The following is a 24260-nucleotide window of genomic DNA, read 5'->3' on the forward strand; positions in this document are numbered from 1 at the left end:
ATCAGAGACGTTTATCTACCTTGCCATGATCCGGATCATGGTGAGGCGATTGGCATAAAATTTTACTCCTCAAAACTTTTCAAACACCCTCTAACAAGAACAGCCCTTCCCTACTAGCGTTGGGGAGTAAGATTCAAAGCCTCTTTCCTTTTAGGAGAGAGGTCAAAGTGTATTGCTTCCATTCGAGAAGCGCTATAGGCAAAGCTAGTTAGTGAGGTACAGATGATCGTAGGGGCACAACATGTTGTGCCCCTACCTGTGTACTTCGTTTACCTGCAATACGCTGTATCTTAGGTAAACTCTATAGTCTCAACAAATTCTAAAATACTCTCTTTAATGTCTTCAGCTTCTTCTTCAAGGGAATCGGGAGTTTCGCCGTCCAGAAAGCTGTGCTGACTACTAACTATATACAAAAATTCACCACTAATAAAGGTGAGCAGCCCCCGGTAAGCATCTAATCTGATCGCAGTTCCATTATTTTCTTGCTTAGAAATCGTTGAACCTTTGGGCATATCAATTAACACATAGTAAGCACCTCGCAAAGTATCTTCCAGATATTCGGTATACTCCACAGAAGCCTCTGGTACATTGGCAAAAATCGCCTGGGGTATATATTTGTCTACTAAAATTGTTTGTAAATATTCTTCTTGTCCCACAGACTCCAGTTCCTCTAACTGTTCTAGAGGGAAAGGATAATAATCGATTCTCAACAAAGTACCGATGTCATCAGAAAAGCCAACTACTCCTTCCTGGCTTTGAATTCTACCGCCCTGGTGGGGATCAACCGGAATTGGTACGGTAAAATTACCTAAAGGGGATTGATATGCCTGTTCGCTAAAATCTTCTATGACTACTGTCTCATCTTCGTCATCGTCGTCTGGATATTCTTCCTCTTCTGCTTCTTTAAAAGCTGCAATTACCTCCTTAATGATTTCCTCTGCTTCTTCATCTTCCAGTTCTAAGGCTGCTTGTAGCTTTTTGAGGTAGGCTTGTTTCGGTTTGGCGATCGCAAGTTCATCATCTAAAAGCACTATTACCCCAGCTGCAAAACCATCCAAAACTAATTCATCCGAAAGAGATACTTTGGCGGTATTAAACAGGGGCCCAATTCCCTCTGCTTCTGCAATGGCTAGGAGTCTATCAACGATTTCAACTATTTCATCTTCTGAGTATTCCTCGAAAACCTCGAATTCCCAGAGAATACCCGCTAAACTTTCTGCATCTACATCTTCAATCACTGAATCTGCGATCGCAGTGACAGTTGCGATCGCCGCCACCGCCTCCTCTGGACTTAGTGATTCCTCTGATGTCTTTGGTGAGTTAAAAACCTTGTCATATTTGGTCATAATTGCTACCTAAATTAATCCTTGATAGTAATAACAGATTTAAAGCGACAATGGTCAGTTTACCAATGGAGCGAATCTTCTAGAGAAAAATTTACTCAATTTTCTTCAGGTGGAATGAAACCTTGTTGATAGTTAATCTTCAGCGCTAATGAATCCGACTCTACAAACTGGTGACTTTACATATCATGATTTAAGACAGATTGCGAAGTAATCGGCAATATTCTCGTAAAAATTTGAATACAAATAAATGAGCATGAATAATTAAAAATTTGTAATCAAGGCTGGAGGCAGTTAATAACACTCAATATATTGTAAATTTTTGTTATGCAGCAATTACCATTAATTAACCACTATGAATTACCCATTGCCCCTACGACGCGGGTCTATTTACCATCAATGAATGATTAATAAAAACCTGAAACTACGTATCTACAATTCACAATATTATTTTTTTAGTCCAGGGGGTAAGTCCTAACTGCTATATTCCTTTATTTTTATCATTTAGCAGATGAATTATATCTATCGATAGAATTATAAACTAGCTAGCGATAGATACCTACACCGTGGGAGGGATGTCACAATACCGATGTTTGTAGTGACACACAACACTCGAAATGTCGTGATATTGGTTCTACAACTGTGAATTACATAAATTTTGAGTCTTTTTATGGTAAAAACCCCTCCATCCCAGTTTTCGCCAGATCAATACAAAGTTGATTCTGCACAAGAAAAAGTAGACGCTATTGTAGAAACACCACCATCAGATACTGAGGTTGACCTAGAGTTTCTTTACACCAGAGATATTGAATTTCGTCAAGAAACTATTTACTTTCTTGTGGTCGATCGCTTTTATGATGGCGATTCAGATAACAGCGAAGGTGAAAATTCAGAACTGTACGATCCTAATAGACAAGAATGGGGCAAGTACTGGGGTGGTGACTTACAAGGTGTCATCGATAAATTAGATTATCTCAAAAATATGGGAGTTACTGCCCTTTGGCTAACTCCATTATTCGAGCAAGTAGAAGAGTTATTTATTAGCAATGCGGCGATGCATGGCTATTGGACAAAAGATTTTAAGCGGATTAATCCTCGCTACATTGCTAATGGAGAAAATCCTTCTTTAAATGCTACTCAAGAAGAAAAAAATACGACCTTCGATCGGTTAATTACAGAACTGCACAAGCGGAATATGAAGCTGGTGCTAGATATTGTCTGCAACCATAGCAGCCCTGATACTAGCGGTAGCAAAGGTGAATTGTATGATGATGGTGTTAAAATTGCTGACTTCAATGATGATGTCAATAATTGGTATCACCACTATGGTGAAGTGCAAAACTGGGAGGACGACTGGCAAGTACAAAATTGTGAACTATCTGGTTTAGCAACCTTCAATGAGAATAATACAGAATATCGGCAGTATATTAAGTCAGCTATTAAACAATGGTTAGATAGGGGTGTAGATGCACTGCGGGTTGATACTGTCAAGCACATGCCCATCTGGTTTTGGCAAGAATTCACCGGCGAGATGAGCAATCACAAACCAGATGTATTTATTTTTGGTGAATGGATTTATAGTAATCCTAGTGACGATCGCTCGGTAGAATTTGTTAACCACTCAGGCATGACACTTCTAGACTTTGGCTTATGTGTAGCAATTCGAGCCGCACTAGGGCAAGGTTCTGAAATGGGATTCCAAACAATTCAATACATTTTTGACCAGGATTATCGTTATAACGGGGCAACAGAGTTAGTTACCTTCATCGATAACCATGATATGTGCCGCTTCCAATCGCTGAATCCCGATCCAGCGATGCTAAAGGTTGCGATCGCCTTAATTATGACATCTCGCGGCATTCCCTGTATATATTACGGCACAGAACAGTATTTACATAACGATACTGATGGCGGTAATGACCCATACAACCGCCCAATGATGGAAAATTGGGATACCAATAGCGAGGTTTATCGTTGTATCAGATTGCTATCTGGTTTACGGCGACTGAATCCAGCCGTGTCAATGGGTAGCCATTGGCAAAAATACTTAACCCCCGACGTTTACTGTTATGTACGCCGTTCTCGTGATTCTCTGTGTTTTGTAGCTTTAAACCGGGGAGGAGAAGTTACCATACCAGAAGTAGAAACAGAACTCCCCGATGGTGAACATACTTGCGTGGTAACTCGCAATAAGTATGAAGTCAAAGACGGCAAGATTTATGATCTAGTACTCGAAGAACGGGGAGTGCTTGTTTTTAGCCACGTTGGGGAACGCATCAAAGCACAGACAATTGTCCGCGTTCAACTCAATGGCGTGGATACCCAACCCGGTGAAATCATTGTGGTGACAGGAGATTGCCCAGAGTTGGGTAACTGGGATATCAGCAAAGCATATCCACTAGAGTACATCAACTCAAATACCTGGTCTGCCGAGATTCCCTTTGATGAAAGTACTGGTAAGCTGATTGCTTATAAGTATGCCTTATGGCGGGAAGGGCGATCGCCTCTGCGCGAAAATTTGGTAAATCGTCGCTGGGTAATCGCCAAAGAAGGTACTGTTAAATGGCGTGATACCTGGGCATCGGGAAGAGAATCATAGAAATTTCATTCAGATAAACAATGAAGTGCGAAGGAGTAAAATTTTCATCCTTCGCACTTTATTTTTTGTGAATTAAGTAGGTAGGCGTAATTAAATATAAGATCAAACCTCACCCTCAATCCCTCTCCAAAGTATCGGAGAGGGAAGCCGGAGGCAGGTTAAGAAGTAAAAAGATAATCCCCATAAATAAATTCAGGGGAAATGATTAAGGACTTATTATTTCTTGCGCTATGCGTCTCGAAATAAATGTTTTTATTTCGTTCCATAAATAAATTTAGCGAAAAGAACTGTCAAGCGGGTTTCCCGCCGTAGGAAACTTTTCAAGACAGGGGCTTCAAACCACTGCTCTTTTTCTTTATGAGTGCCTTTTTACTTTTTACTTTTGCCTTGTTCGGTGAGGTTTGATATTTATTTGACCCACTTACTTAATAACGCTTCTTGATACTCTGTTCGAGAACTCGAAAAGTAGCCGCTACATATCTATCTATCCAATACCTGATTTCTAAATGCTTTTTCGATAGATATATATTTTAGCTTATGGTGATCTGGATCACACCATTTTGTCAGTAAAAATAGATATTATCAAGCACATAAACATATAAAAGCTGTCAAAAAAAGGAGCTAAAGGCTCTGTATTCTACAGTACAAAAGAATAGATAATACCTTTATGAGTATTAAACTCACCAGTTTTTAATTCTTACCAAGTCATCTAAAAAAAAAGAGAAAAAGGTAAATGGTGATGTTCGACCTATTGCTGGAAAATAAATTAAGCGCTTCAAAAAAACGAAAATTTAAAAAGGAAATTTTGGCACGAGTTCAAGGTCGAAATCCAGACTATTTAGATGATGAAATAAATTTTTACAAAACTGAATTACTTCCCTATTTTATAAAATTGAGCGAACATAATCCTGTTGCCAGTGTTACAGAACAATTACGGCTTTTACTGGGTGTTTGGACACCAATTTGGTCTACCATATCGTTTCATGAAAGTTTACCAAAAAGAATACAAGAGCAGTCTTTCCAAATTTTCGAGCGTGATGGTTACTGTGCTAGTGTAGCTCGCTACATCATGGGTAAAGAGCCTTCTTTATCCCATAATTATCAATCAAGTTTACCAGCTTATGATTTCATGGTAATCCAAAAATATGGAGTTCAAAATGGTAAATGGTATCTTCAAAATATTGATAGATTTCAGGCTTTTCAAAATCGAGAAATTCCTCTAACTTTAGAATCAGTCTATAACTGGTTTACTAATATAGTTAACACTAAAGTCAAACTGGACGCGCCAAAATATGATTTACCTAAAGCTCTAAATTTAGACAACATAGAGGTAAATCATCCTAACGAATTTCAAAAAATATCCTTAGCAACTTCTCAAATTTTTGAGAATTTATATATAGATAATGACTGGCGACTTGTGAAAACTCAAACAGATGCCTCACATCTACCTAGTTACACAATTGCTGTGAAAAGGCAATAATATTGTGTCCATAAAGTGTATCTATTTAGGTTGCGCAATACGTGCTTCAATATCTTCTAATGTTTGTAACAATAGACTCCTTGCCTGCAATTGCCAGCCCCATTTCTGAATTCTGTAAGCTGATACAGTCCCAACTATAGCTGCAAACAAACAGATGGGTTGATTTAAAGAAATTCCGAATAACAAACCCAATCCAGCAATTCCCCAAAATGGTAAGGCTACAGTTTGTCTTTGTTCTTCCACAATTTGAGTAATTATATTAGATTGTTTATTAGCCAATAATGCTTCTTTTACTTGTCGCTGTTCAGCCACCGACACTGTTAAACCTATTTTTCGCCGTAGTTTTTCCGTTTTACGGGCATCAGTGCTGTACTCAGTTAACTCATCTTCTGCCATTTTTAGCAGTCGTTCTAGTTGCGCCATCATATATTGCATCCGGTATTTTGATACAATTATTAACTTGAATAATTGTTAATTTTTATTGACTATAGCGTTGTATTTAATCGCCAAATTTAAAGTTACACGACAGAATGAAAAATTTAAAATTGAATATGGGAAAGATATGCAACAGATTATAAACTTAAAAGGTAATATTTATGACTACAGTATCTAAAAGTACTTTATCTCCATCTGCTCAAGAGCGATCGCTCATCTTGTGGTTTGATGAAGTTGGCATTGCTGATATCCCGTTAGTTGGTGGTAAAAATGCCTCGCTAGGGGAAATGATTCAACAGCTAACGCCCAAAGGGATTAACGTTCCTAACGGTTTCGCTACCACTGCTTATGCTTATCGTCATTTCATCCAATCAGCAGGTTTAGAAGCAAAGTTACGTAAACTCTTTGCCGACTTGGATGTTGAGGATGTCAAAAATTTACGCGAACGGGGAAAAAAAGCGCGATCGCTATTAATCCACACCCCATTTTCTGTAGAATTGCGAGAGGCGATCGCCACAGCATACCAAAGTCTCTGTGAACGATACCATGCAGAGACAGATGTTGCAGTCCGTTCTAGCGCCACCGCCGAAGACTTACCCGATGCTAGTTTTGCCGGACAGCAAGAAACTTATCTTAACGTTGTCGGTGTTGAAGGGGTTTTAGCAGCTTGTCACAAATGCTTTGCTTCCATATTTACCGATCGCGCCATTTCTTACCGTCATACCAAGGGATTTGACCACTTTAGCATTGCTCTGGCTGTGGGCGTGCAAAAAATGGTGCGTTCTGACTTAGCAACCTCTGGGGTGATGTTCTCCATTGACACAGAAACCGGTTTTAAGGATGCAGCACTAATTACAGCCGCCTACGGTTTAGGTGAAAACGTTGTTCAAGGTTCTGTAAATCCCGATGAATATTATGTTTTTAAACCAACTTTAAAAGCTGGTTTCCGCCCAATTATTGATAAAAAATTGGGTAGTAAAGAACTGAAAATGATTTATGATGACGGTTCCAAATTTACTAAGAATGTGTCGGTTTCGCCCAGCGAAAGAAGTAAATTTGCCCTGAGTGATGAAGAAATTTTACAACTAGGAAGTTGGGCATGTTTAATTGAAGATCATTATTCTCAAGTCCACGGTATATTCACTCCAATGGATATTGAGTGGGCAAAAGATGGCATTACTAACCAACTTTTTATTGTCCAAGCGCGTCCCGAAACCGTCCAGTCACAGAAAACAGGAAATGTATTACGGAGTTATCGGTTTGTTAGAAGAGATAAGGGAGTAAATTCCTCCTCATCCCCCTCATCCCCTCATCCCCTTATTACGGGAAGTGCAATTGGAGAAGCGATTAGTCAAGGGAAAGTACGCCTAATTTTAGATGTTCAAAAACTCGAACAGTTTCAACCTGGGGAAGTTTTAGTAACAGAAAGAACCGATCCTGATTGGGAACCAATTATGAAACGCGCCAGTGCAATTGTCACCAACTCTGGTGGTAGAACATGCTTTGATGGCGAAACCAAAATATTAACCAATAAAGGGTTTATAACCTTGCGTCAGATTTATGAGCAAGGTTATGAAGGTTTGCTAACTCTATCATTAAATACTCATACCAACAAAATAGAGTGGCAACCAATTCTAGATGCGATGAAAAGACAAGCGAAAATGATTAGTGTCAGTATCTCGCAACCAGGTAGAGTTAGTGACAACTACTTACGCTTAACTCCAGATCACAAAATGATTAATATCAGGGGCGGTGTATATGTAAAAACTGAAATTCAAGATATGCTTGCAGCCAAAGAAATGGTCGTAGTAGCAGAGAATATTCCGCAGTTGGGTATATCTGAAAAAGAGAATATCAAGATGGCTTATTTATTAGGGGGTATACTCACAGATGGTTCTATTTATAGAAGCCCTACTCATGGAGAGGTACAGTTTATCCAAAAGGATACTTTGCCGAAGCAGCAATTTATAGCAGCTATGCAGGAATGCATGAATACAGTTTACGATAAACCATTTGTTGCCCATCTCAAAAAAGTATCTTCTGACTCAATCAGAGATCAATTAGTAGTAGGACAAGCAACAGCTTATAGACTCTACTCTAAAAAAATAGCCTACGATTTGCACGAGAAAGAGCAAAATATTGTGAATATGTTGCTCAACAACTCTGTGGAATTTGCTTATAATTTTCTGGCGGGTGTGATTGATGGAGATGGATGTTACTACAATAATCGCATTCATATATATGCGTCAGAAGAACTGCTATTACAAGCTATAATTGTGGCTTGTTTAAAAATAGGTACTGTTCCTCAAGTAACGAAAAATCGAGGAATACATAATGTCCAGTTGGTTGAAAAATTAACAGAAATACTTCAGTTTACCAACAGGGTTAAAGGGAAAGTTAGCGATAGAGTAATACAAACACGCTTCTTTGCTACCAAACAATTATTTGATGAAAATGCTACAGGACAGATAAAACTCAGAAGAGATAATAATTTTTTGATTTCTGACAAACAACTACATAAAATTGGCAAATTCGATCGTCTAGTTGCAAGCGATATTCGGATGCATCGGGTGGTTGCAGTTGATGAAAAGACTCATAATGATGATGTTTTCAATGTTACAGTTGCCGAACACCATAACTATGTTGTGTTCACCAGCAAATATACCCCTGTGATTGTATGTAATTGCCATGCCGCAATTATTGCGCGAGAATTGGGTGTACCTGCGATCGTTGGATGTGGCAATGCTACAGAAATTTTGAAACCTGGTCAAGAGGTAACAATTTCTTGCGCTGAAGGAGAAGAAGGAAAAGTTTATGCAGGTTTATTACCTTTTGAAGTTGAAGAAGTTGCTTTAGAAAGCTTACCGCGCACCCATACTAAAATTTTAATGAATGTGGGTAATCCCCAAGAAGCATTAAGTTTATCAGCAATTCCTAACGATGGAGTCGGTTTAGCACGGACAGAATTTATCATTGCTAACCAAATTCAAATTCATCCAATGGCGTTGATTCATTATGAATTGTTAAAAGATGAATTTGCTAAAGCTAAAATTGCTGCTATTACCTCACTTTATGATGATAAATCTCAATATTTTGTAGATAAATTAGCTCAAGGCGTTGGTAGAATTGCCGCAGCATTTTATCCTAAACCAGTAATTGTGCGAATGTCAGATTTCAAAAGTAATGAATATGCTAATTTGTTAGGTGGACGACAGTTTGAACCCCATGAAGAAAACCCAATGCTGGGTTGGCGAGGTGCAGCCCGTTACTATGATGAAGGCTACAGAGAAGCTTTTGCCCTAGAATGTCATGCCCTGAAACGGGTACGGGAAGAGATGGGTTTAACAAATGTTATTCCGATGATTCCTTTTTGCCGCACTCCCGATGAAGGACGGTTGGTTTTGGCAGAGATGGCAAAAAATGGTTTAAAGCAGGGTGTTAACGGCTTGCAGGTTTATGTGATGTCTGAGTTGCCCAGTAATGTGATTCTGGCTGAGGAATTTGCTGAGGTATTTGATGGCTTCTCCATTGGTTCAAATGATTTAACTCAACTGACACTAGGGATAGATAGGGATTCGGCATTGGTAGCGAGGTTGTTTGATGAACGCAGTCCAGCTGTTAAACGGATGGTAAAAATGGCCATAGAAGCGGCAAAAAAATGCGATCGCAAAATTGGCATTTGTGGGCAAGCACCCAGTGACTATCCAGAATTTGCTCAGTTTTTGGTTGAACAAGGAATTGACTCGATTAGTTTGAATCCAGATTCGGTTTTAAAAACAATGCTGGAAGTCGCAAAAGCTGAGGGTAATAATTCGTAATTGGAGTAATTTATGCCAGTTAGAGACCGTTACCATCACAACGTTAAAAATGCCCTCATCAAAGATGGCTGGACGATTACCGACGATCCATTTCATTTGAAGTGGGGAAAAAGGGATATGTATGTTGACCTGGGTGCAGAGAAATTGATTGCTGCTGAAAAGGAAGGACAGCAGATAGCCGTTGAGATTAAAACGTTTCGCAGCGTATCGGACATGACCGCTCTTGAACACGCATTGGGACAGTACCTTGCATACCGCTCTGTGATGAGTAGAACCAATCCCGAACGCGTCCTCTATCTTGCTGTTCGTGACGAAGTATATGCCGATATCTTTGATGAGCCAATTGCTAAACTTTTAGTAGAAGATTACAAAGTTAATATTGTTCTATTTCAGCTAGAGCAAGAGGTTATTTTTAGATGGATACCTTGGAGCAATACAGGCAGTTGATTCGGAATATTCTGATTGAACATACGAAAATTCCTTTCAGTGCTGGCAATATTCAATTTGAGACAATTTTCGACAACGAACAACACCGCTATCTCTTGATGATTTTGGGAAGAGAACCAGCCTATGATTTGTCTCCTACTGTGACTCGACGCGTTCATGGCTGTCTGATTCACATTGATATTATTGATGGCAAAATTTGGATTCAACGTGATGGTACTGAAGATGGGGTAGCAACGGAACTGGTGAGCGCTGGTGTACCAAAGGATCGGATTGTGTTGGGATTCCGGTCTGAAGAACTACGAAAAGATTCAGAATTCGCGTAGTTTACCGCCGCAGGCATCGCATAACCTGCAATAGTTGAACTTCTGGATCGCTGCCTGTAATATAGCGATCGCTATATTTTGCTAATTATTAACCCATGCCCCATGCCCCATCCCCCATGCCCCATGCCCAATACCCAATAACCAAAATATGGTTCCGAATTGGGATATTGGGTATATTTATCCTCTCACTTGCCTTACGGTTTTGGGGTCTGGAGCGATTCAACACCCTGGTATTTGATGAAGTTTACTTTGCCAAATTTGGTAATAATTATCTCACCCATACGCCATTTTTTAATGCTCATCCGCCGCTAAGTCAATATATGATTGGCATCGGCATTTGGATTGGCAGTCATATTCCTTTTTGGCACGATACGGTAAATGGGTTGACGGGTTCAATGCGATCGCCTTGGACTTATCGGTGGTTCAATGCCCTCACAGGCTCATTTGTTCCTTTAGTTGTGGCTGCGATCGCTTATCAGTTGAGTTATCGCCGTACTTTTGCAATCCTAGCAGGTTTGTTTACAGCTTGTGATGGCATTTTTCTAGTTGAATCCCGCTATGCATTAAGTAATATTTATATCGTCATTTTTGGTTTATTAGGGCACTGGTTTTTATTATTGGCATTAGATAACCAAAATCGACGACGTTCATTTTGGTTAGTTTTTGCTGGCATTGCTTTTGGTGCGTCAGTTGGTACTAAGTGGAATGGTTTATGGTTCCTGTCAGGTGCTTATCTTATTTGGATAGTAGCTTGGGTAATTCAGGGAATACATTCTTTTCCTAACCCCAAACTCTTTTTTACATCCCCTTTATTTAAGGAGGCAGGAGGCAGGGGGCAGGATAGCACAGCATTAGCGAGTCTGGGAACGTTAACAGGGGACGAGGGACAAGAGGTAGAAGGCAGGACGCAGGAGACAGGAGTTAGTACTTATTTTCCCCCATCTCCAGCATCTTCCTCATCTCAGACACCACTACAAAATTTGACTCAAATAAATATTTTCCAGATGTTATTTTATCTAGGAATAATTCCAGCTTCTATCTACAGCATTATCTGGATTCCTCATCTTCAGCTAGATAAAACTTATGGATTTATAGAAGTACATCGGCAAATTTTGAAATTTCACCTACAACTAGGTGGTAATAGTCCGAACGTGCATCCTTACTGTGCTGCCTGGTACAAATGGCCTTTGATGACTCGACCAATGGCATATTATTATCAAACGGCTGAAAGTATCACCGAACCATTACCTGTAATGGGGCCACCTTTGCCTGCTGGTGCTGGAAAAGTTATTTATGATGTCCATGCAATGGGTAATCCATTTTTATGGTGGTTTGGTGTTGCTGCCATCTTATTTTTAGTAGGAATGTTAGTAGCACAAATCGTCATTCCTTTGGTGAGAGAAAAACGTTTTGTAGTATCTGCAACTCTTGGTGTTGATACTTGGATTGCCTTGTATTTAGTTATAAATTATACTGCTAACTTAGCACCTTGGGTAGAGGTAACGAGGTGCGTTTTCATCTACCATTATATGTGTGCAGTAGTATTTATATTTTTAGCGATCGCTTGGTTTGTCGATCAGTGTCTTCGCAGTTATTATCAACAACTCCGGGTTTTAGGTGTCACCATTACTTTTATCATTCTGGCTGCTTTTATTTTCTGGATGCCTATTTATTTGGGTTTACCCCTTTCCCCCGACGGTTATAAAATGCGAATGTGGTTTAACTCTTGGATTTAAACGGGCATTGGGGAAGAATTCTTATAACTCCTATTTAGTATTGAGTTATTGATGGTAATAATATCTCTAAGTAAGTGGGTCAAATTAAATATAAAACCTCACTCTGCCTCCGGCTTCCCTCTCCTTACTAAGGCTACGGTGTACACACAAGTCAGATTTTCTTTCTATATCAAGGTTTTACCCCCCTTAATCCCCCCTTGGAAAGGGGGGAAACCGGATAATCTAGTTCCCTCCCCTTTCCAAGGGGAGGGTTAGGGTGGGGTAATTCGAGGAATGATAGTGATTCGATAACTTGTGTGTACACCATAGCCTTACTAAGGAGAGGGATTGAGGGTGAGGTTTGATCTTATATTTAATTACGCGTACCTACTTAATCTCTATTTATCACCCTTTCAAACAAAGCGCGATAAACAGGTTCACCCTTTTTTTGCGTACCTATTTCCCGTTCTGTGGGGACTGGTAGCGGATTTTCTGCTAACCATTCTTCTGTACCAACTTTCTGATAAGCTGGGTGGGCGGCGAAGCGATCGCGCATTTCCACCGCGATAAATTCCATATCTGATTGCACAAACACAACCCCACCAATCGCCAGATAACTAGCTAATTCTGCCACTAATTCTGGTTGTACTACACGGCGTTTAGCATGGCGGGTTTTAAACCAAGGATCGGGGAATTGAATTGTCACACGCTGTAAACTTCCTGGAGGGAGGGAAGATAAGAGCGATTGCAGTGAGTTATTTACATTGCAAAATAAGTAATGCAGGTTTGTGAAACCCAACTCAAAACGTAACTTATTAGCTTCCAATACCAGAGGTTCACGAATTTCTAAACCTAGATAATTCCAATTGGGTTCTGTCCTGGCCATATTCACCAAAAACTGTCCCTTAGCGCAGCCAATATCTAAATGTAGTGGTTGATTTGGCTTTGCATAAATTTCTTCCCAGTCAATGGGACTTGCTGGTGTTTGATACTTTTTACCAAGTGGATTAACATGCTGGCGGACTCGGACTGCTGCCAAAATTTACTCTCCTTTACGTCAAAATATCTTGTTGATTCTGAATACCAACTTTTTGCGAGTTTTCCTTTAATTACATCTTCAAAGGCTTTCTCTAATTCTGCTATTTATCAAATAGAAACTATCAATTATACCTGCATTTTTAATCCATTATTCAGCGACAAAAATGTTAAAGAAGCATTATCAGAGGAATAGCTTATAAAGCCAATTTTAGATTGTTTTCTTAAATTTATCTTGTCAGATTTCAACTTCAACAAATTTGCACTGGGCAGCCTTTTATTCTACTGTTCTTGTTAAATAGCTAAAAGCTTCTCAGATGTGAGTTAGTATATCTTTTTTTATCTAGATATTTGAATTAGCTGCCCAGACAAAAGAAGGCAATAATATGCTAAGATTGTATCAAATTATGGCAATTATTCAAGAGCAATTTAGCATAATTTTGCGCTTTGCCGAGTAAAAAAGCTAAAATCTACGATTTTTGGAGATTTTTAGGTTATGACAACCTCACAGGAGAGGATTATCCCGATAGACTTGCGAACCGAAATGTCGCAGTCTTATCTGGAATACGCCATGAGCGTGATAGTGGGTCGGGCGTTGCCAGATGCCAGGGATGGTCTAAAACCTGTGCATCGTCGCATTCTCTACGCAATGCACGAGCTAGGTCTACTCCACGATCGCCCTTTTAAGAAATGTGCCCGTGTGGTGGGGGAGGTGTTGGGTAAATATCACCCCCACGGTGACACGGCAGTATATGATGCCTTAGTGCGGATGGCGCAGGATTTTTCCATGCGATCGCCCCTAGTTAACGGACATGGTAACTTCGGTTCGGTAGACAACGATCCGCCAGCCGCAATGCGATACACAGAATGTCGCTTACAAGCTTTAACTAGCGCTGGGTTACTCCACGACATCGAGTATGAAACTGTAGATTTTGCCGATAACTTCGACGGTTCGCAGCAAGAACCCACAGTTTTACCGGCGCGGATTCCCCAATTGTTGCTCAATGGTTCCTCTGGGATTGCCGTGGGTATGGCAACCAACATTCCGCCGCACAATTTGGGTGAATTGATTGATGCTTTGGTAGCTGTAATCCACAATCCCGAACTCACCGATCTCGATTTAATGCAGTATGTCCACGGACCAGACTTTCCGACTGGGGCGCAAATTTTGGGAACATCTGCCATTCGTGAAGCTTACACTACCGGGCGTGGTTCCATTACCATGCGTGGTGTCGCTAACATTGAAACCGTTGAACAACGGGGACGGCCAGATAGGGAAGCAATTATCATTACCGAATTGCCCTATCAAACCAATAAAGCGGCGCTGATTGAAAAAATCGCCGAAATGGTGAACGAAAAGCGGCTAGAGGGCATCGCAGACATCCGAGATGAAAGCGATCGCGACGGGATGCGAATTGTCATTGAACTCAAGCGTGATGCTTATCCCCGCGTCGTTCTCAACAACCTCTACAAGCAAACGCCACTGCAAGCCAACTTTGGCGCGAATATGCTGGCGTTGGTGAATAGCGAACCCCAGGTACTCACCCTCAAGCAATTCTTAACCGTCTTCTTAGATTTCCGCATCGAATCCATTACCAGACGCACCCGCTACGAACTGCGGAAAGCCGAAGAACGCGATCATCTCCTGCAAGGGTTATTAATTGCTCTAGCCCAGTTAGATCCAATTATCGTTTTAATTCGCCATGCACCCGATGCACCCACAGCCAAAGGCGAGTTAATCACAACTTACGGACTCTCGGAAGTGCAAGCAGATGCAATTTTGCAGATGCAATTGCGGCGGTTGACTGCCTTAGAAGCAGACAAAATCCGTTTAGAACACGACGAATTACAAGTAAAAATTACTGACTTGCAAGATATTTTGGCACGCCGAGAGAGAGTGCTAGAAATCATTGAAACTGAAGTTGGGCAATTAAAAACTAACTTTGCCACACCCCGCCGCACGGTAATTTTACCAGGGGAAGGAGAATTAGACGATCGCGACCTCATTGCCAATGAAAAAGCGATAATTCTGGTGACAGAGCAAGGGTACATCAAACGGATGCCAGTTAACACCTTTGAAGCCCAAAGCCGTGCTACTAGAGGAAAAGCGGCAGCCAAGGTGAAAGATGATGATACAATTGAGCATTTCTTAACTTGCTGCGATCACGATAGTATTTTATTCTTTAGTCAGCGTGGTGTCGTTTATTGCCTGAGAGCGTATCAAATTCCAGCGAGTTCGCGTACTAGTCGCGGGACACCTATTGTCCAGATGCTACCCATTCCCAAAGAGGAAAAAATCACCTCAATTGTCCCTGTTGACGAGTTTAGCAACGAAGAATATCTGGTGATGCTCACTAAAGGCGGCAATATCAAGAAAACCGAATTAGCAGCCTTTAGTCACATCCGCGCTAATGGTTTGATAGCCATTTCCTTAGAAGAAGGCGACCAACTTCGCTGGGTAAGACGCGCCAGGGTAGAGGATAGTGTAATCATTGGTTCTCGTAACGGGATGGCGATTAACTTCCGGTGCAACCACGAACAACTGCGTCCTTTAAGTAGGGCGACTCGTGGGGTGAAAGCCATGAAACTCAAAAATAAAGATGAACTTGTGGGTATGGATATTCTACCCGCAGCAATTCTAGAAACTTTGGATATAGTTACAGAAGCCGAAACAGAAGATATCGAAACAATCGAAGCAATCGAAATAATCGAAACAGAAGATATCGAAATTACCGAAACTAGCGAAGAGTCCATAGAAGTGCCCAGCAGTGGCATTGTTGGCCCTTGGGTGTTGGTAATTACAATGGGAGGATATGGTAAGCGCGTACCAGTTGCCCAATTCCGCCTGCAAAATCGTGCTGGTCAGGGTTTAATGGCAACCAAGTTCAAAAACCGCAAAACCAAAGACAAGCTGGCAACCTTACGCATTGTCAACAATGATGATGATGAAATCATGATGGTGACAAATCGCGGTATTATCATCCGTCAAGCCGTAAATGCAATTTCTATCCAATCGCGATCGGCAACTGGAGTCAGAGTGCAGCGTTTAGATGAAGATGATGCTATTACCGGAGTGGCAATAGTTCCACCTGATGCTGTCGATGCAGAAGAAGCAGAGTAAGAAGCAGGGGAGGCAGGGGGAGAGGTTTATCTCTTTGCTTCCCTGGTTAATTGCCTTAGCTAGCGGCATTTTAATGGGACTAACCGTCGCCCCAGTGGGTGCATGGTTCTTGGCTTGGATTGCCCTAGTACCCTTATGGGTGCTAGTTGTCACTTCAGCTAAAGGTAAAAACCAATTTCCGCCTGCTTTCTTATGGGGCATTGGTTATCACGGTGTCGCCCTATTTTGGATTACCGGAATTCATCCGATGACATGGTTGGGTGTTCCTTGGTTGCCAAGCTTGGCAATCACTCTTTTTTGTTGGGGATTTATCAGTGTCTTGGGAGGGATATTCCTTAGTATTTGGGCGGCTGTGATGGTTCGCTTGGGCGGACAAAAGCCGTGGTTGCGTGTACTTATTGGTACAGCCGTCTGGTGTGGCTTAGAGAGTCTGTGGAGTGCGGGGCCTCTCTGGTGGAGTTCTCTTGCTTACACTCAAAGTCCGCATAATCTCGTAATTGTACATTTGGGTCAACTATCGGGGCCTAATAGTGTGACAGCCGCAATAGTTGCTGTGAATGGGTTAATTGCTGAAGGATGGACGAACCGCAGAGGCGCGGAGGACACAGAGGAAATTCTCTCTGCGCCCTCTGTGTCTCTGCGGTTCGTTAATAAATACTGGGTTATCGCCACGGGACTATTAATTACCCTACACTGCATTGGTTTTATCTTATACAGCCGTCCCATTGCCCAAGCCCCAGAAGCAGCGTTAAAAGTGGGGATTGTTCAGGGTAATATCCCGAACCGACTTTTACGAAGTTCCGAAGGGTTTCGTCGCGCCCAAGAAAATTACACCACTGGGTATCTAACTTTAGCAGACCAAGGTGTTGATGCAGTCCTCACCCCAGAAGGAGCCTTACCTATTTTTCAGCGTAACTTGATGCAAACTGCCTTAGTCGCAGCAGTGAAGAAAAAAGGTGTAGTTGCTTGGATTGGAGCTTTTGGCGAACGGGGAGACAGTTATACAATTAGCTTGTTTACTTTCAATAGTAAGGGTGAAATTGTCAGCCGCTATGATAAGTCCAAGCTAGTACCTTTGGGAGAATATATACCCTTTGAAGGGATTTTAGGCGGACTAGTTCAACGCTTGTCACCTTTAGAGGCACACCAAGTTCCCGGTTCAGCAAATCAGATATTTGACACTCCTTTTGGTCGTGCGATCGCTAGTATATGTTATGAATCTGCTTTTCCTGAACAATTTCGCCGTCAGGCTGCGGCGGGTGGGCAATTTATCCTCAGTTCTTCTAACGATGCCCATTACACTGCATCGATGCCATTCCAGCACCATGCACAGGATATCATGCGGGCAATTGAAACCGATCGATGGTCAGCACGAGCAACTAATACCGGATATTCAGCCTTTGTAGATCCTCACGGCAGAACCTTGTGGATGTCTGGATATAATACTTACGAAACTCATGCTGAAACAATTTATCGGCGACAGACACAAACTTTATATGTGCGTTGGGGTGATTGGTTAACACCCTTGTTGTTGATTTCTTCTGGAGGAGTTTGGCTGATAATTCGTGGTATAAAAAAATCTAGCAATTTTAGAAATCCTTAGTGTTGTGCTGGAGGAAAAAAAACGAACCGCAAAGGACGCGAAGAACGCGAAGGGAAGAAGATTGTAAAGGGTTTTTGCGCCAATCCCATATATTTTTAAGAATTTGGGATGCTCCCTGTGGTAGCAGCTTATTATTTAAAGTTTAACTCAGAATATTTAGCAGTTATTGTTTGCATCCAATACAGTTTATATACATCTTGTGGGGTGTAAAAAAGTCTGCGCTAAGAGCTTCCATAAATCAAACTCCGAGGGCATATCTCCTTACTAGAGAATGCTTTTCGTCCCATATTATAAGAAAAAACGTAGTGTATTTTATGCAGAAATACTATATTTTTTTATGTGGAAAAATTACATTTTTATAGATATTGACTATTTATATACACAGGGAGAAAAAATTTACAATGATCCATAAGGGTGAAATTGAAATACAATATTTCATACCAAATTAAGTTTAAAAAAACTCTAAGAGCGATAATTTGTCTACTTTCAGATGTTTTAATAAAGTTATTAACGAAAGTCTAGTAGAAGCAAAAACATGAAAGGTTTCAGGAAGTTATCCTCAATAGCACTATTGCTATGTGCCTTTGTGTATCCGCCCTCATTAGCTGAAGCAAAGGATATTTCTTTAAGTAATGCTCACAATGAACAGAGTGTTACACCAGAGGCTAACCTAGTTGGCAATAAAACTGGAGAGCTTTTAATTGCTCAACGAGGGCCAGAACGATACCGAACGATCCGACGACGGCAGGAGTTCAGACAACGGCAGGAGTTTAGACGACGGCAGCCCGAACGATACCAAAATATCCGACGACGGCAGGAGTTTAGACAACGGCAGGAGTTCAGACAACGGCAGCAGCCCTACGGACGATACAACATTATTCGAGGTCGTTATTAATGGCTGATACAGCTAACTAATGGCTAGTGGTGGTTAACCACTAACCATTAACAATTGTTATCTTCTAATGACTTGCTACTACCTCTCCTTCAAGGCGAACTAGTCGGTCTGCCAAAAGTTTTTCAAGGTCTTCTAATGCCTTGGTGAAACCTTTGATGCCTTCGTCTAGCTTGTCAGTTGCCATACGGTCAGCTGCGTGCATTTTGTCATAGCTAGCTTTGTCAATGGATATCTTTTCGATTGACAAGTTTGCTACCTTGGCGGGGTCAAGTTTACGTGGCAGGTCTGCCACTGTTGACTGCAATTCAGCCAAAAGTGATGGAGAGATTGTCAGCAAATCACTACCTGCAAGTTCAGTAATTTCACCAAGGTTACGGAAGCTAGCTCCCATGACTTCGGTTTTATAGCCGAATTTCTTGTAGTAGTTGTAGATTTTGGTGACAGACAAAACTCCTGGATCTTCAGTTGCTGGGTAGCTATCGCGTCCGGTATCCTTTTTGTGCCAGTCGAGAATCCGACCGACGAAGGGAGAAATTAGGGTAACGCCGGCTTCTGCACAGGCGATCGCTTGGTGAAGACCAAACAACAAGGTAAGGTTACAGTGAATACCTTCTTTTTCGAGAATTTCCGCAGCGCGAATGCCTTCCCATGTGGTGGCAATTTTAATTAAAACGCGATCGCGGCCAATTCCAGCAGCTTTATACTGAGCAATTAATTCCCGTGCTTTAGTCAGAGTAGCTTCGGTATCGTAAGACAAGCGAGCATCTACTTCCGTAGACACGCGACCTGGAATAATTTGTAAAATCTTTAATCCAAAAGCAACTGCTAAACGGTCAAAAGCTAGAGAAACTATCTGTGCTTGGGTAGCCCCGGCTCCAGCATCTTTCTTCGCTTGCAGTAAAGTTTGATCGACAATTCCCTGATATTCTGGCATTTGTGCCGCAGCAGTAATCAGAGAAGGATTGGTGGTGGCATCTTGGGGTTTGAACTTTTCAATTGCCTGGATATCCCCCGTATCCGCGACCACAACAGTCACTGCTCGCAATTGTTCCAGTAAATTCTTAGACATAAAAGACTCCGTGATGAATGTTACAGGATTTACTTAATTCCCTAGCGAGTGCTGAGTGCTGAGTGATGAGTGCTGAGTTAGGAGTTAGGAGTTAAGAGTTAAGAGTTAGGAGTTAAGAGTTTCCTTCTTGTCTCCCCACTCCCTAGTCCTCAATCACTAGTCCCCAGTCCCCAATCCCTAGTCCCCAATCACCAGTCCCCAGTTCCCTGTCTCTTCAATTCTGATTCTGGCAATTTTTCTTAATGATTGCCTAATTTTGCTTACTATCTAGAGCCACAGCCCTATTCTAGATGCCTTATGCCGAAATTGGCTGTCCAATGGAATGCACTTTGATTAAACTAGTTGTGCCCGATTTACCAATTGGAACGCCAGAAGTAATCACTACTTTATCGCCCTTATTAGCTAGACCCATATCCACAACTGTGTTCACCACATTGGTAAACATCTCTTCAGCATGGTGGACTGGTGGGATTAGCAAAGCTTCTACACCCCAAGAAAGGGCTAGTTGGCGATAAGTGGTGATGTCAGAGGTGAGGGCAATAATGGGAGAAGTTGGCCGATATTTAGACACCATTCTCGCTGTACTTCCTGATGAAGTGTTACAGAGAATTGCCCGTGAGCCTGTTTCATAAGCGATGCGACATACTGATTCTGCCACAGATTCGGTAACGCTGAGACTGCCTGCTTCATGACACCACGCATGTCTGCTACCTTCATCTAGAGCCTGTTCTGTCCGCACGGCGATGTTGTGCATCATCTGAACGGCGGCTACGGGATATTGTCCGACAGCCGTTTCACCAGAAAGCATTACTGCATCCGTACCATCTAAAATTGAGTTGGCAACATCTGTTGCTTCAGCGCGGGTGGGATCGGGGGCGCTAATCATCGACTCTAGCATTTGGGTGGCTGTAATCACCGGTTTGCCAGCACGATTACAACGGCGAATAATATCTTTTTGAATCAGGGGTACTTCGTGAATTGGGACTTCCACCCCTAAATCGCCACGGGCAATCATAATTGCGTCGGCAACTTTCAGAATGGAATCAAAGCTTTCTACTGCCTCTGCTCTTTCGATTTTGGCAATTAAACGGATGGAAGCACCAGCAGCTTCAATCATCCGCTTGGCGGGTTCTAAGTCTTGTGGCGATCGCACGAAGGACACGGCTACCCAGTCTACACCCAACTGAATCCCAAAGCGTAGATCCAGCAAGTCTTTTTCGGTGATCGAACTTACAGGTAAAGGAGTTTGTGGTAGGTTTACTCCTTTATGTGTAGAAATCAACCCGCCAATTTTTACTTGGGCGCGAATGCGATCGGCATCGCGATCGCTAACAATTAACTTGACACGACCATCATTAATTAAAATCGGTTCACCCGGTCGCACCATTGCGAACAAAGTCGGCAGTGGTAGAGGTATTTCGTCGATACTCTCACCTTTTTCTTGCAAAACAAAGGTGACTTCAGTACCAGCTTCTAAATTTAACCCTTCCGGTGGTAAAGTTCCCAAACGAATTTTGGGGCCACACAGGTCTTGCATAATTGCGATGGGCTTTTGCTGCTCAGTACTAATTTGTCTGAGATAGTGAGCAGTTTGGGCGTGAAATTCATAAGCCCCGTGAGAAAAATTCAACCGTGCCACATTCATACCCGCTTCTACCAAGCCTCGCAGCTTTTCGGGTGCAGATGTAGCCGGCCCAACAGTACAAATAATTTTGGTTCGACGCATAGGGATTAGGGGTTGAGGAGTAACCTGTGAATTTGGATAGTTTGTGCCGCAGCTACGCCCGTCGTAGACATCGCCCAGCCATCCAAAATCACACGTGCTTCATATCACTAGCTGCTAAATAAAAATACTAAATTAAGTTTTATTTTCGGAGTATTTACCATTTCACCCAAATCCCAAAAGTCATGGGTCAAAAGTCAATGACCAATGACCAATGACCAATGACCAATGACTAATCAAACCACAGCAGATGTCGGAGCGAGTTGTTCTTTTTGTGACATAGACAACATCAAGTCAATCACGCGATTCGAGTAACCCCACTCGTTGTCATACCAGGCAATTACCTTGAAGAAGTTGGAGTTCAATTCAATCCCAGCACCTGCGTCGAAGATACTAGAATGGGTATCGCCTTGAAAATCTGTGGAAACTACTTCTTCATCTGTGTAGCCTAAAATACCTGCTAGTGAACCTGCGGCAGCCTCCTTCATGGCAGCACAGATTTCCTTATAACTGGTGGCTTTGGCAGTTTTGAAAGTTAAATCAACTACAGAAACATCAGGAGTTGGAACTCGTAATGCCATACCAGTTAATCTACCCTTCAATTCTGGTAAAACCAATGCTACAGCTTTAGCTGCGCCTGTGGACGAGGGAATAATATTCTGGCTTGCACCTCGACCACCCCGCCAGTCTTTCTTGCTGGGGCCGTCTACAGTTGGCTGAGTGGCAGTCATGGCATGAACTGTGGTCATCAACCCTTCAGTTAACCCAAAGTTGTCATTGATGACTTTAGCTATAGGAGCTAGACAGTTTGTAGTGCAGCTAGCATTGGAGACAATGATATCCTTGCTGGGGTCAAATAGGTGATGATTGACACCCATGAGCAGGGTAGTAACTCTATCTGGATCTTTGGTGGGAGCGGAAATTATCACCCGCTTTGCACCTGCCTTCAGGTGGTTTGCGGCTCCTTCGTGGTCAGTGAAGAGTCCCGTAGCTTCTACGACATAATCTGCACCTAATTTTCCCCAAGGTAACTCTGCTGGATTCCTTACCGACACACAAGGAATGAAATGTCCGTCAATGAGGATGCCGTCTTCCTTGGCTTCAATATTGTGCTTTAATCTACCGTGGGTTGAGTCGTACTTTAATAGATAAGCGAGGTTATCTGGTGGTACTAGGTCGTTAATGCCCACAAACTCAATGTTGGGGTTATCGATGCCAGCGCGAAGCACGAGTCGCCCGATTCTACCGAAGCCATTGATACCAACTTTCAATTTAGTCAAGATTAAACCTCCCGTTGTGGAAGTTGAACAAAAGGAGAAAGTTAAAAGTCAAAATAGATTGCCTTTTACTCTTTACTCTTTGATCCTGACAGTATCAGCAAGTTAAGGCATATTTACTTGGCATCTTTTAAGGATTGGGGCATTGGGGATGGGGCATTGGGCATTGGGCATTGGGCATTGGGCATTGGGCATTGGGCATTGGGAAGAATCTCTTAATAACTCCTAACTCAGCACTCACTACTCAGCAGTCATAAGGAGCAATCCACGATTTGTTAACAGGTAAACGGCAAAAGTTCCTAGCCAGTGACTAGCTGCATAATGTTCAATTACAACATCTGTTAGTCCATGCTGACGATGGTGAAGGGCAGTAGAGCGGAGTGTTTCGATGCGGCGATCGCTATTTGCCAATCCAGATATGATACCCTCAAGCATCCAAGCACGACTGAGATTAAGTCCGTAGAAGTGGGCTTGCATATAATCTTGAGGATTATCTACTCTGGCAGGTTCTAACCAATTTACTGAATTATCAATGGGTATTTGGGGAAGAAAATCGGTTAGCCAGTCGGTAAAATCTGTTGTTGGGAGGAGTCGCCGCATTAAGTCTGCTTCAGCAAGTCCAGGGGAGAGAAAATCGTAGCCAAGCGGCTCAAATTGTAAGGAATGGTTGCGATCGCTAAGATAAAATTGCCGTGCTTTATTCTCCACTAACTGAATAAAATCAGCATTTTCGGTAATCCTTGCCCAATCTAGCATCAAACCAAGTGCAAAAGCTGTTTGGCTATGCATTCCTGTACGATTTGGAAGTTTCAGTCTGTCAATCCAGCGCTGTAAGTTATCTGCAATCAACTTTTCTAGCGGTTCCAATACAACCCGCCATTCTTTCCCTTGAGGATGATTCCACTCGTGAAGTTCCGCAGTCAGTTGCAGAAACCATGCCACACCATAAGGAAATTCATAAAAGGGTAGCCGTTGAAAATGGGCAATTTCTCCTTGAATTTTCTCAGGTGTTAGGCTCTGCCCAAGTGCTTGCTTTGACGCTGCACTGAATGAGGCTTCGGGGAAATGACGCAGCAGACGTACCAGCAACCAATGACCATGTACGGCTGAATGCCAATCTAAGCACCCATAAAAAGCAGGAGTCAATTGACGCGGTGGTTTGATATCCTCGTCGCTATCAGCCCAATACAAATTACTGTTGGGATACTCCCGCTCGATACAATCCAGCACTAATTGAGCAAACTGTACTGCGATCGCTTCATTAATCTCCAAATTATCCGATGGCATGGTCACTTAATACAATTTTGCTCTTGTGGGGTGGGCAACATTGAATAATTTATTTGCTGGAAATCCCTAGTATTGGCATTGCAAGACATT

The 24260-nt window shown here is 42.1% G+C and carries 16 protein-coding genes; 9 read left to right on the forward strand and 7 right to left on the reverse strand.

Features of this window, described 5'->3' with window-relative positions:
- Positions 1-290: 290 nt before the first annotated feature.
- On the reverse strand, positions 291-1346 hold the full coding sequence (locus tag V7K98_RS07335; protein WP_335020265.1) for a hypothetical protein: 1056 nt from the start codon (positions 1344-1346) through the stop codon (positions 291-293).
- Positions 1347-2013: 667 nt separating this feature from the next.
- On the opposite strand from V7K98_RS07335, the gene V7K98_RS07340 reads away from it, so the two are divergent.
- Positions 2014-3942, forward strand: coding sequence for an alpha-amylase family glycosyl hydrolase (locus tag V7K98_RS07340; RefSeq protein WP_335020267.1), 1929 nt, complete (start codon positions 2014-2016; stop codon positions 3940-3942).
- Between the two features lie 733 nt (positions 3943-4675).
- Positions 4676-5422 carry a hypothetical protein gene (locus tag V7K98_RS07345; protein WP_335020269.1) on the forward strand — a complete coding sequence of 249 codons (747 nt, stop codon included), beginning with the start codon at positions 4676-4678 and terminating at the stop codon, positions 5420-5422.
- A 21-nt stretch (positions 5423-5443) separates the two neighbouring features.
- On the opposite strand, the gene V7K98_RS07350 is transcribed toward V7K98_RS07345, so the two are convergent.
- Entirely contained in the window at positions 5444-5845 is a 402-nt protein-coding gene (locus tag V7K98_RS07350; protein ID WP_335020572.1) for a hypothetical protein, read from the reverse strand.
- 173 nt (positions 5846-6018) lie between these two features.
- Between V7K98_RS07350 and ppsA the strand changes: the two genes are divergently transcribed.
- From ppsA to V7K98_RS07370, 4 genes are all read left to right on the forward strand, one after another.
- A complete protein-coding gene (ppsA, locus tag V7K98_RS07355; protein ID WP_335020271.1) occupies positions 6019-9675 on the forward strand; it encodes a phosphoenolpyruvate synthase in 3657 nt (1218 codons plus the stop codon).
- 12 nt (positions 9676-9687) lie between these two features.
- Positions 9688-10122, forward strand: a complete 435-nt coding sequence (locus V7K98_RS07360) for an element excision factor XisH family protein (RefSeq protein ID WP_335020273.1) — start codon at positions 9688-9690, stop codon at positions 10120-10122.
- Positions 10092-10445: a XisI protein gene (locus V7K98_RS07365; RefSeq protein WP_335020275.1), complete on the forward strand. Its 354-nt coding sequence runs from the start codon at positions 10092-10094 to the stop codon at positions 10443-10445. The genes V7K98_RS07360 and V7K98_RS07365 overlap by 31 nt, the downstream gene beginning before the upstream one ends.
- A 95-nt stretch (positions 10446-10540) precedes the next feature.
- Entirely contained in the window at positions 10541-12181 is a 1641-nt protein-coding gene (locus V7K98_RS07370) for a dolichyl-phosphate-mannose--protein mannosyltransferase (RefSeq protein WP_335020277.1), read from the forward strand.
- A 370-nt stretch (positions 12182-12551) separates the two neighbouring features.
- Here V7K98_RS07370 and trmB read toward each other — a convergent pair whose 3' ends face one another.
- Positions 12552-13199: a tRNA (guanosine(46)-N7)-methyltransferase TrmB gene (trmB, locus tag V7K98_RS07375; protein WP_335020279.1), complete on the reverse strand. Its 648-nt coding sequence runs from the start codon at positions 13197-13199 to the stop codon at positions 12552-12554.
- 492 nt (positions 13200-13691) lie between these two features.
- On the opposite strand from trmB, the gene gyrA reads away from it, so the two are divergent.
- The 3 genes from gyrA (at position 13692) to V7K98_RS07390 (ending at position 18814) form a co-directional block, all read left to right on the forward strand.
- Positions 13692-16316, forward strand: coding sequence for a DNA topoisomerase (ATP-hydrolyzing) subunit A (gyrA, locus tag V7K98_RS07380; protein WP_335020281.1), 2625 nt, complete (start codon positions 13692-13694; stop codon positions 16314-16316).
- Positions 16297-17919: an apolipoprotein N-acyltransferase gene (lnt, locus tag V7K98_RS07385; RefSeq protein ID WP_335020283.1), complete on the forward strand. Its 1623-nt coding sequence runs from the start codon at positions 16297-16299 to the stop codon at positions 17917-17919. The genes gyrA and lnt overlap by 20 nt, the downstream gene beginning before the upstream one ends.
- Before the next feature lie 535 nt (positions 17920-18454).
- Complete coding sequence (locus V7K98_RS07390; RefSeq protein ID WP_335020285.1) at positions 18455-18814, forward strand: hypothetical protein; 360 nt, start codon at positions 18455-18457, stop codon at positions 18812-18814.
- A 64-nt stretch (positions 18815-18878) separates the two neighbouring features.
- On the opposite strand, the gene V7K98_RS07395 is transcribed toward V7K98_RS07390, so the two are convergent.
- The 4 genes from V7K98_RS07395 to V7K98_RS07410 all read right to left on the reverse strand — a co-directional run bounded on the left by V7K98_RS07395 (position 18879) and on the right by V7K98_RS07410 (position 24170).
- A complete protein-coding gene (locus V7K98_RS07395) occupies positions 18879-19883 on the reverse strand; it encodes a transaldolase (protein WP_335020287.1) in 1005 nt (334 codons plus the stop codon).
- A 295-nt stretch (positions 19884-20178) separates the two neighbouring features.
- Positions 20179-21609 carry a pyruvate kinase gene (pyk, locus tag V7K98_RS07400; RefSeq protein ID WP_335020289.1) on the reverse strand — a complete coding sequence of 477 codons (1431 nt, stop codon included), beginning with the start codon at positions 21607-21609 and terminating at the stop codon, positions 20179-20181.
- 233 nt (positions 21610-21842) lie between these two features.
- Positions 21843-22886: a type I glyceraldehyde-3-phosphate dehydrogenase gene (gene gap / locus V7K98_RS07405; RefSeq protein WP_335020291.1), complete on the reverse strand. Its 1044-nt coding sequence runs from the start codon at positions 22884-22886 to the stop codon at positions 21843-21845.
- 237 nt (positions 22887-23123) lie between these two features.
- Complete coding sequence (locus tag V7K98_RS07410; protein ID WP_335020293.1) at positions 23124-24170, reverse strand: DUF2891 domain-containing protein; 1047 nt, start codon at positions 24168-24170, stop codon at positions 23124-23126.
- Positions 24171-24260: the final 90 nt, after the last annotated feature.

The sequence above is a fragment of the Nostoc sp. genome, from assembly GCF_036917435.1.
Classification (GTDB): Bacteria; Cyanobacteriota; Cyanobacteriia; order Cyanobacteriales; family Nostocaceae; genus Nostoc.

Bases quoted from the DNA above. Each gene is read 5' to 3' on its own strand.
- V7K98_RS07410 (WP_335020293.1), bottom strand. From the start codon at position 24,170: ATGCCATCGGATAATTTGGAGATTAATGAAGCGATCGCAGTACAGTTT.
- V7K98_RS07345 (WP_335020269.1), top strand. From the start codon at position 4,676: ATGGTGATGTTCGACCTATTGCTGGAAAATAAATTAAGCGCTTCAAAA.
- V7K98_RS07340 (WP_335020267.1), top strand. From the start codon at position 2,014: ATGGTAAAAACCCCTCCATCCCAGTTTTCGCCAGATCAATACAAAGTT.
- V7K98_RS07350 (WP_335020572.1), bottom strand. From the start codon at position 5,845: ATGGCGCAACTAGAACGACTGCTAAAAATGGCAGAAGATGAGTTAACT.
- V7K98_RS07365 (WP_335020275.1), top strand. From the start codon at position 10,092: ATGGATACCTTGGAGCAATACAGGCAGTTGATTCGGAATATTCTGATT.
- V7K98_RS07370 (WP_335020277.1), top strand. From the start codon at position 10,541: ATGCCCCATGCCCCATCCCCCATGCCCCATGCCCAATACCCAATAACC.
- gyrA (WP_335020281.1), top strand. From the start codon at position 13,692: ATGACAACCTCACAGGAGAGGATTATCCCGATAGACTTGCGAACCGAA.
- ppsA (WP_335020271.1), top strand. From the start codon at position 6,019: ATGACTACAGTATCTAAAAGTACTTTATCTCCATCTGCTCAAGAGCGA.
- pyk (WP_335020289.1), bottom strand. From the start codon at position 21,609: ATGCGTCGAACCAAAATTATTTGTACTGTTGGGCCGGCTACATCTGCA.
- V7K98_RS07360 (WP_335020273.1), top strand. From the start codon at position 9,688: ATGCCAGTTAGAGACCGTTACCATCACAACGTTAAAAATGCCCTCATC.
- V7K98_RS07395 (WP_335020287.1), bottom strand. From the start codon at position 19,883: ATGTCTAAGAATTTACTGGAACAATTGCGAGCAGTGACTGTTGTGGTC.
- lnt (WP_335020283.1), top strand. From the start codon at position 16,297: ATGCAGAAGAAGCAGAGTAAGAAGCAGGGGAGGCAGGGGGAGAGGTTT.
- V7K98_RS07390 (WP_335020285.1), top strand. From the start codon at position 18,455: ATGAAAGGTTTCAGGAAGTTATCCTCAATAGCACTATTGCTATGTGCC.
- V7K98_RS07335 (WP_335020265.1), bottom strand. From the start codon at position 1,346: ATGACCAAATATGACAAGGTTTTTAACTCACCAAAGACATCAGAGGAA.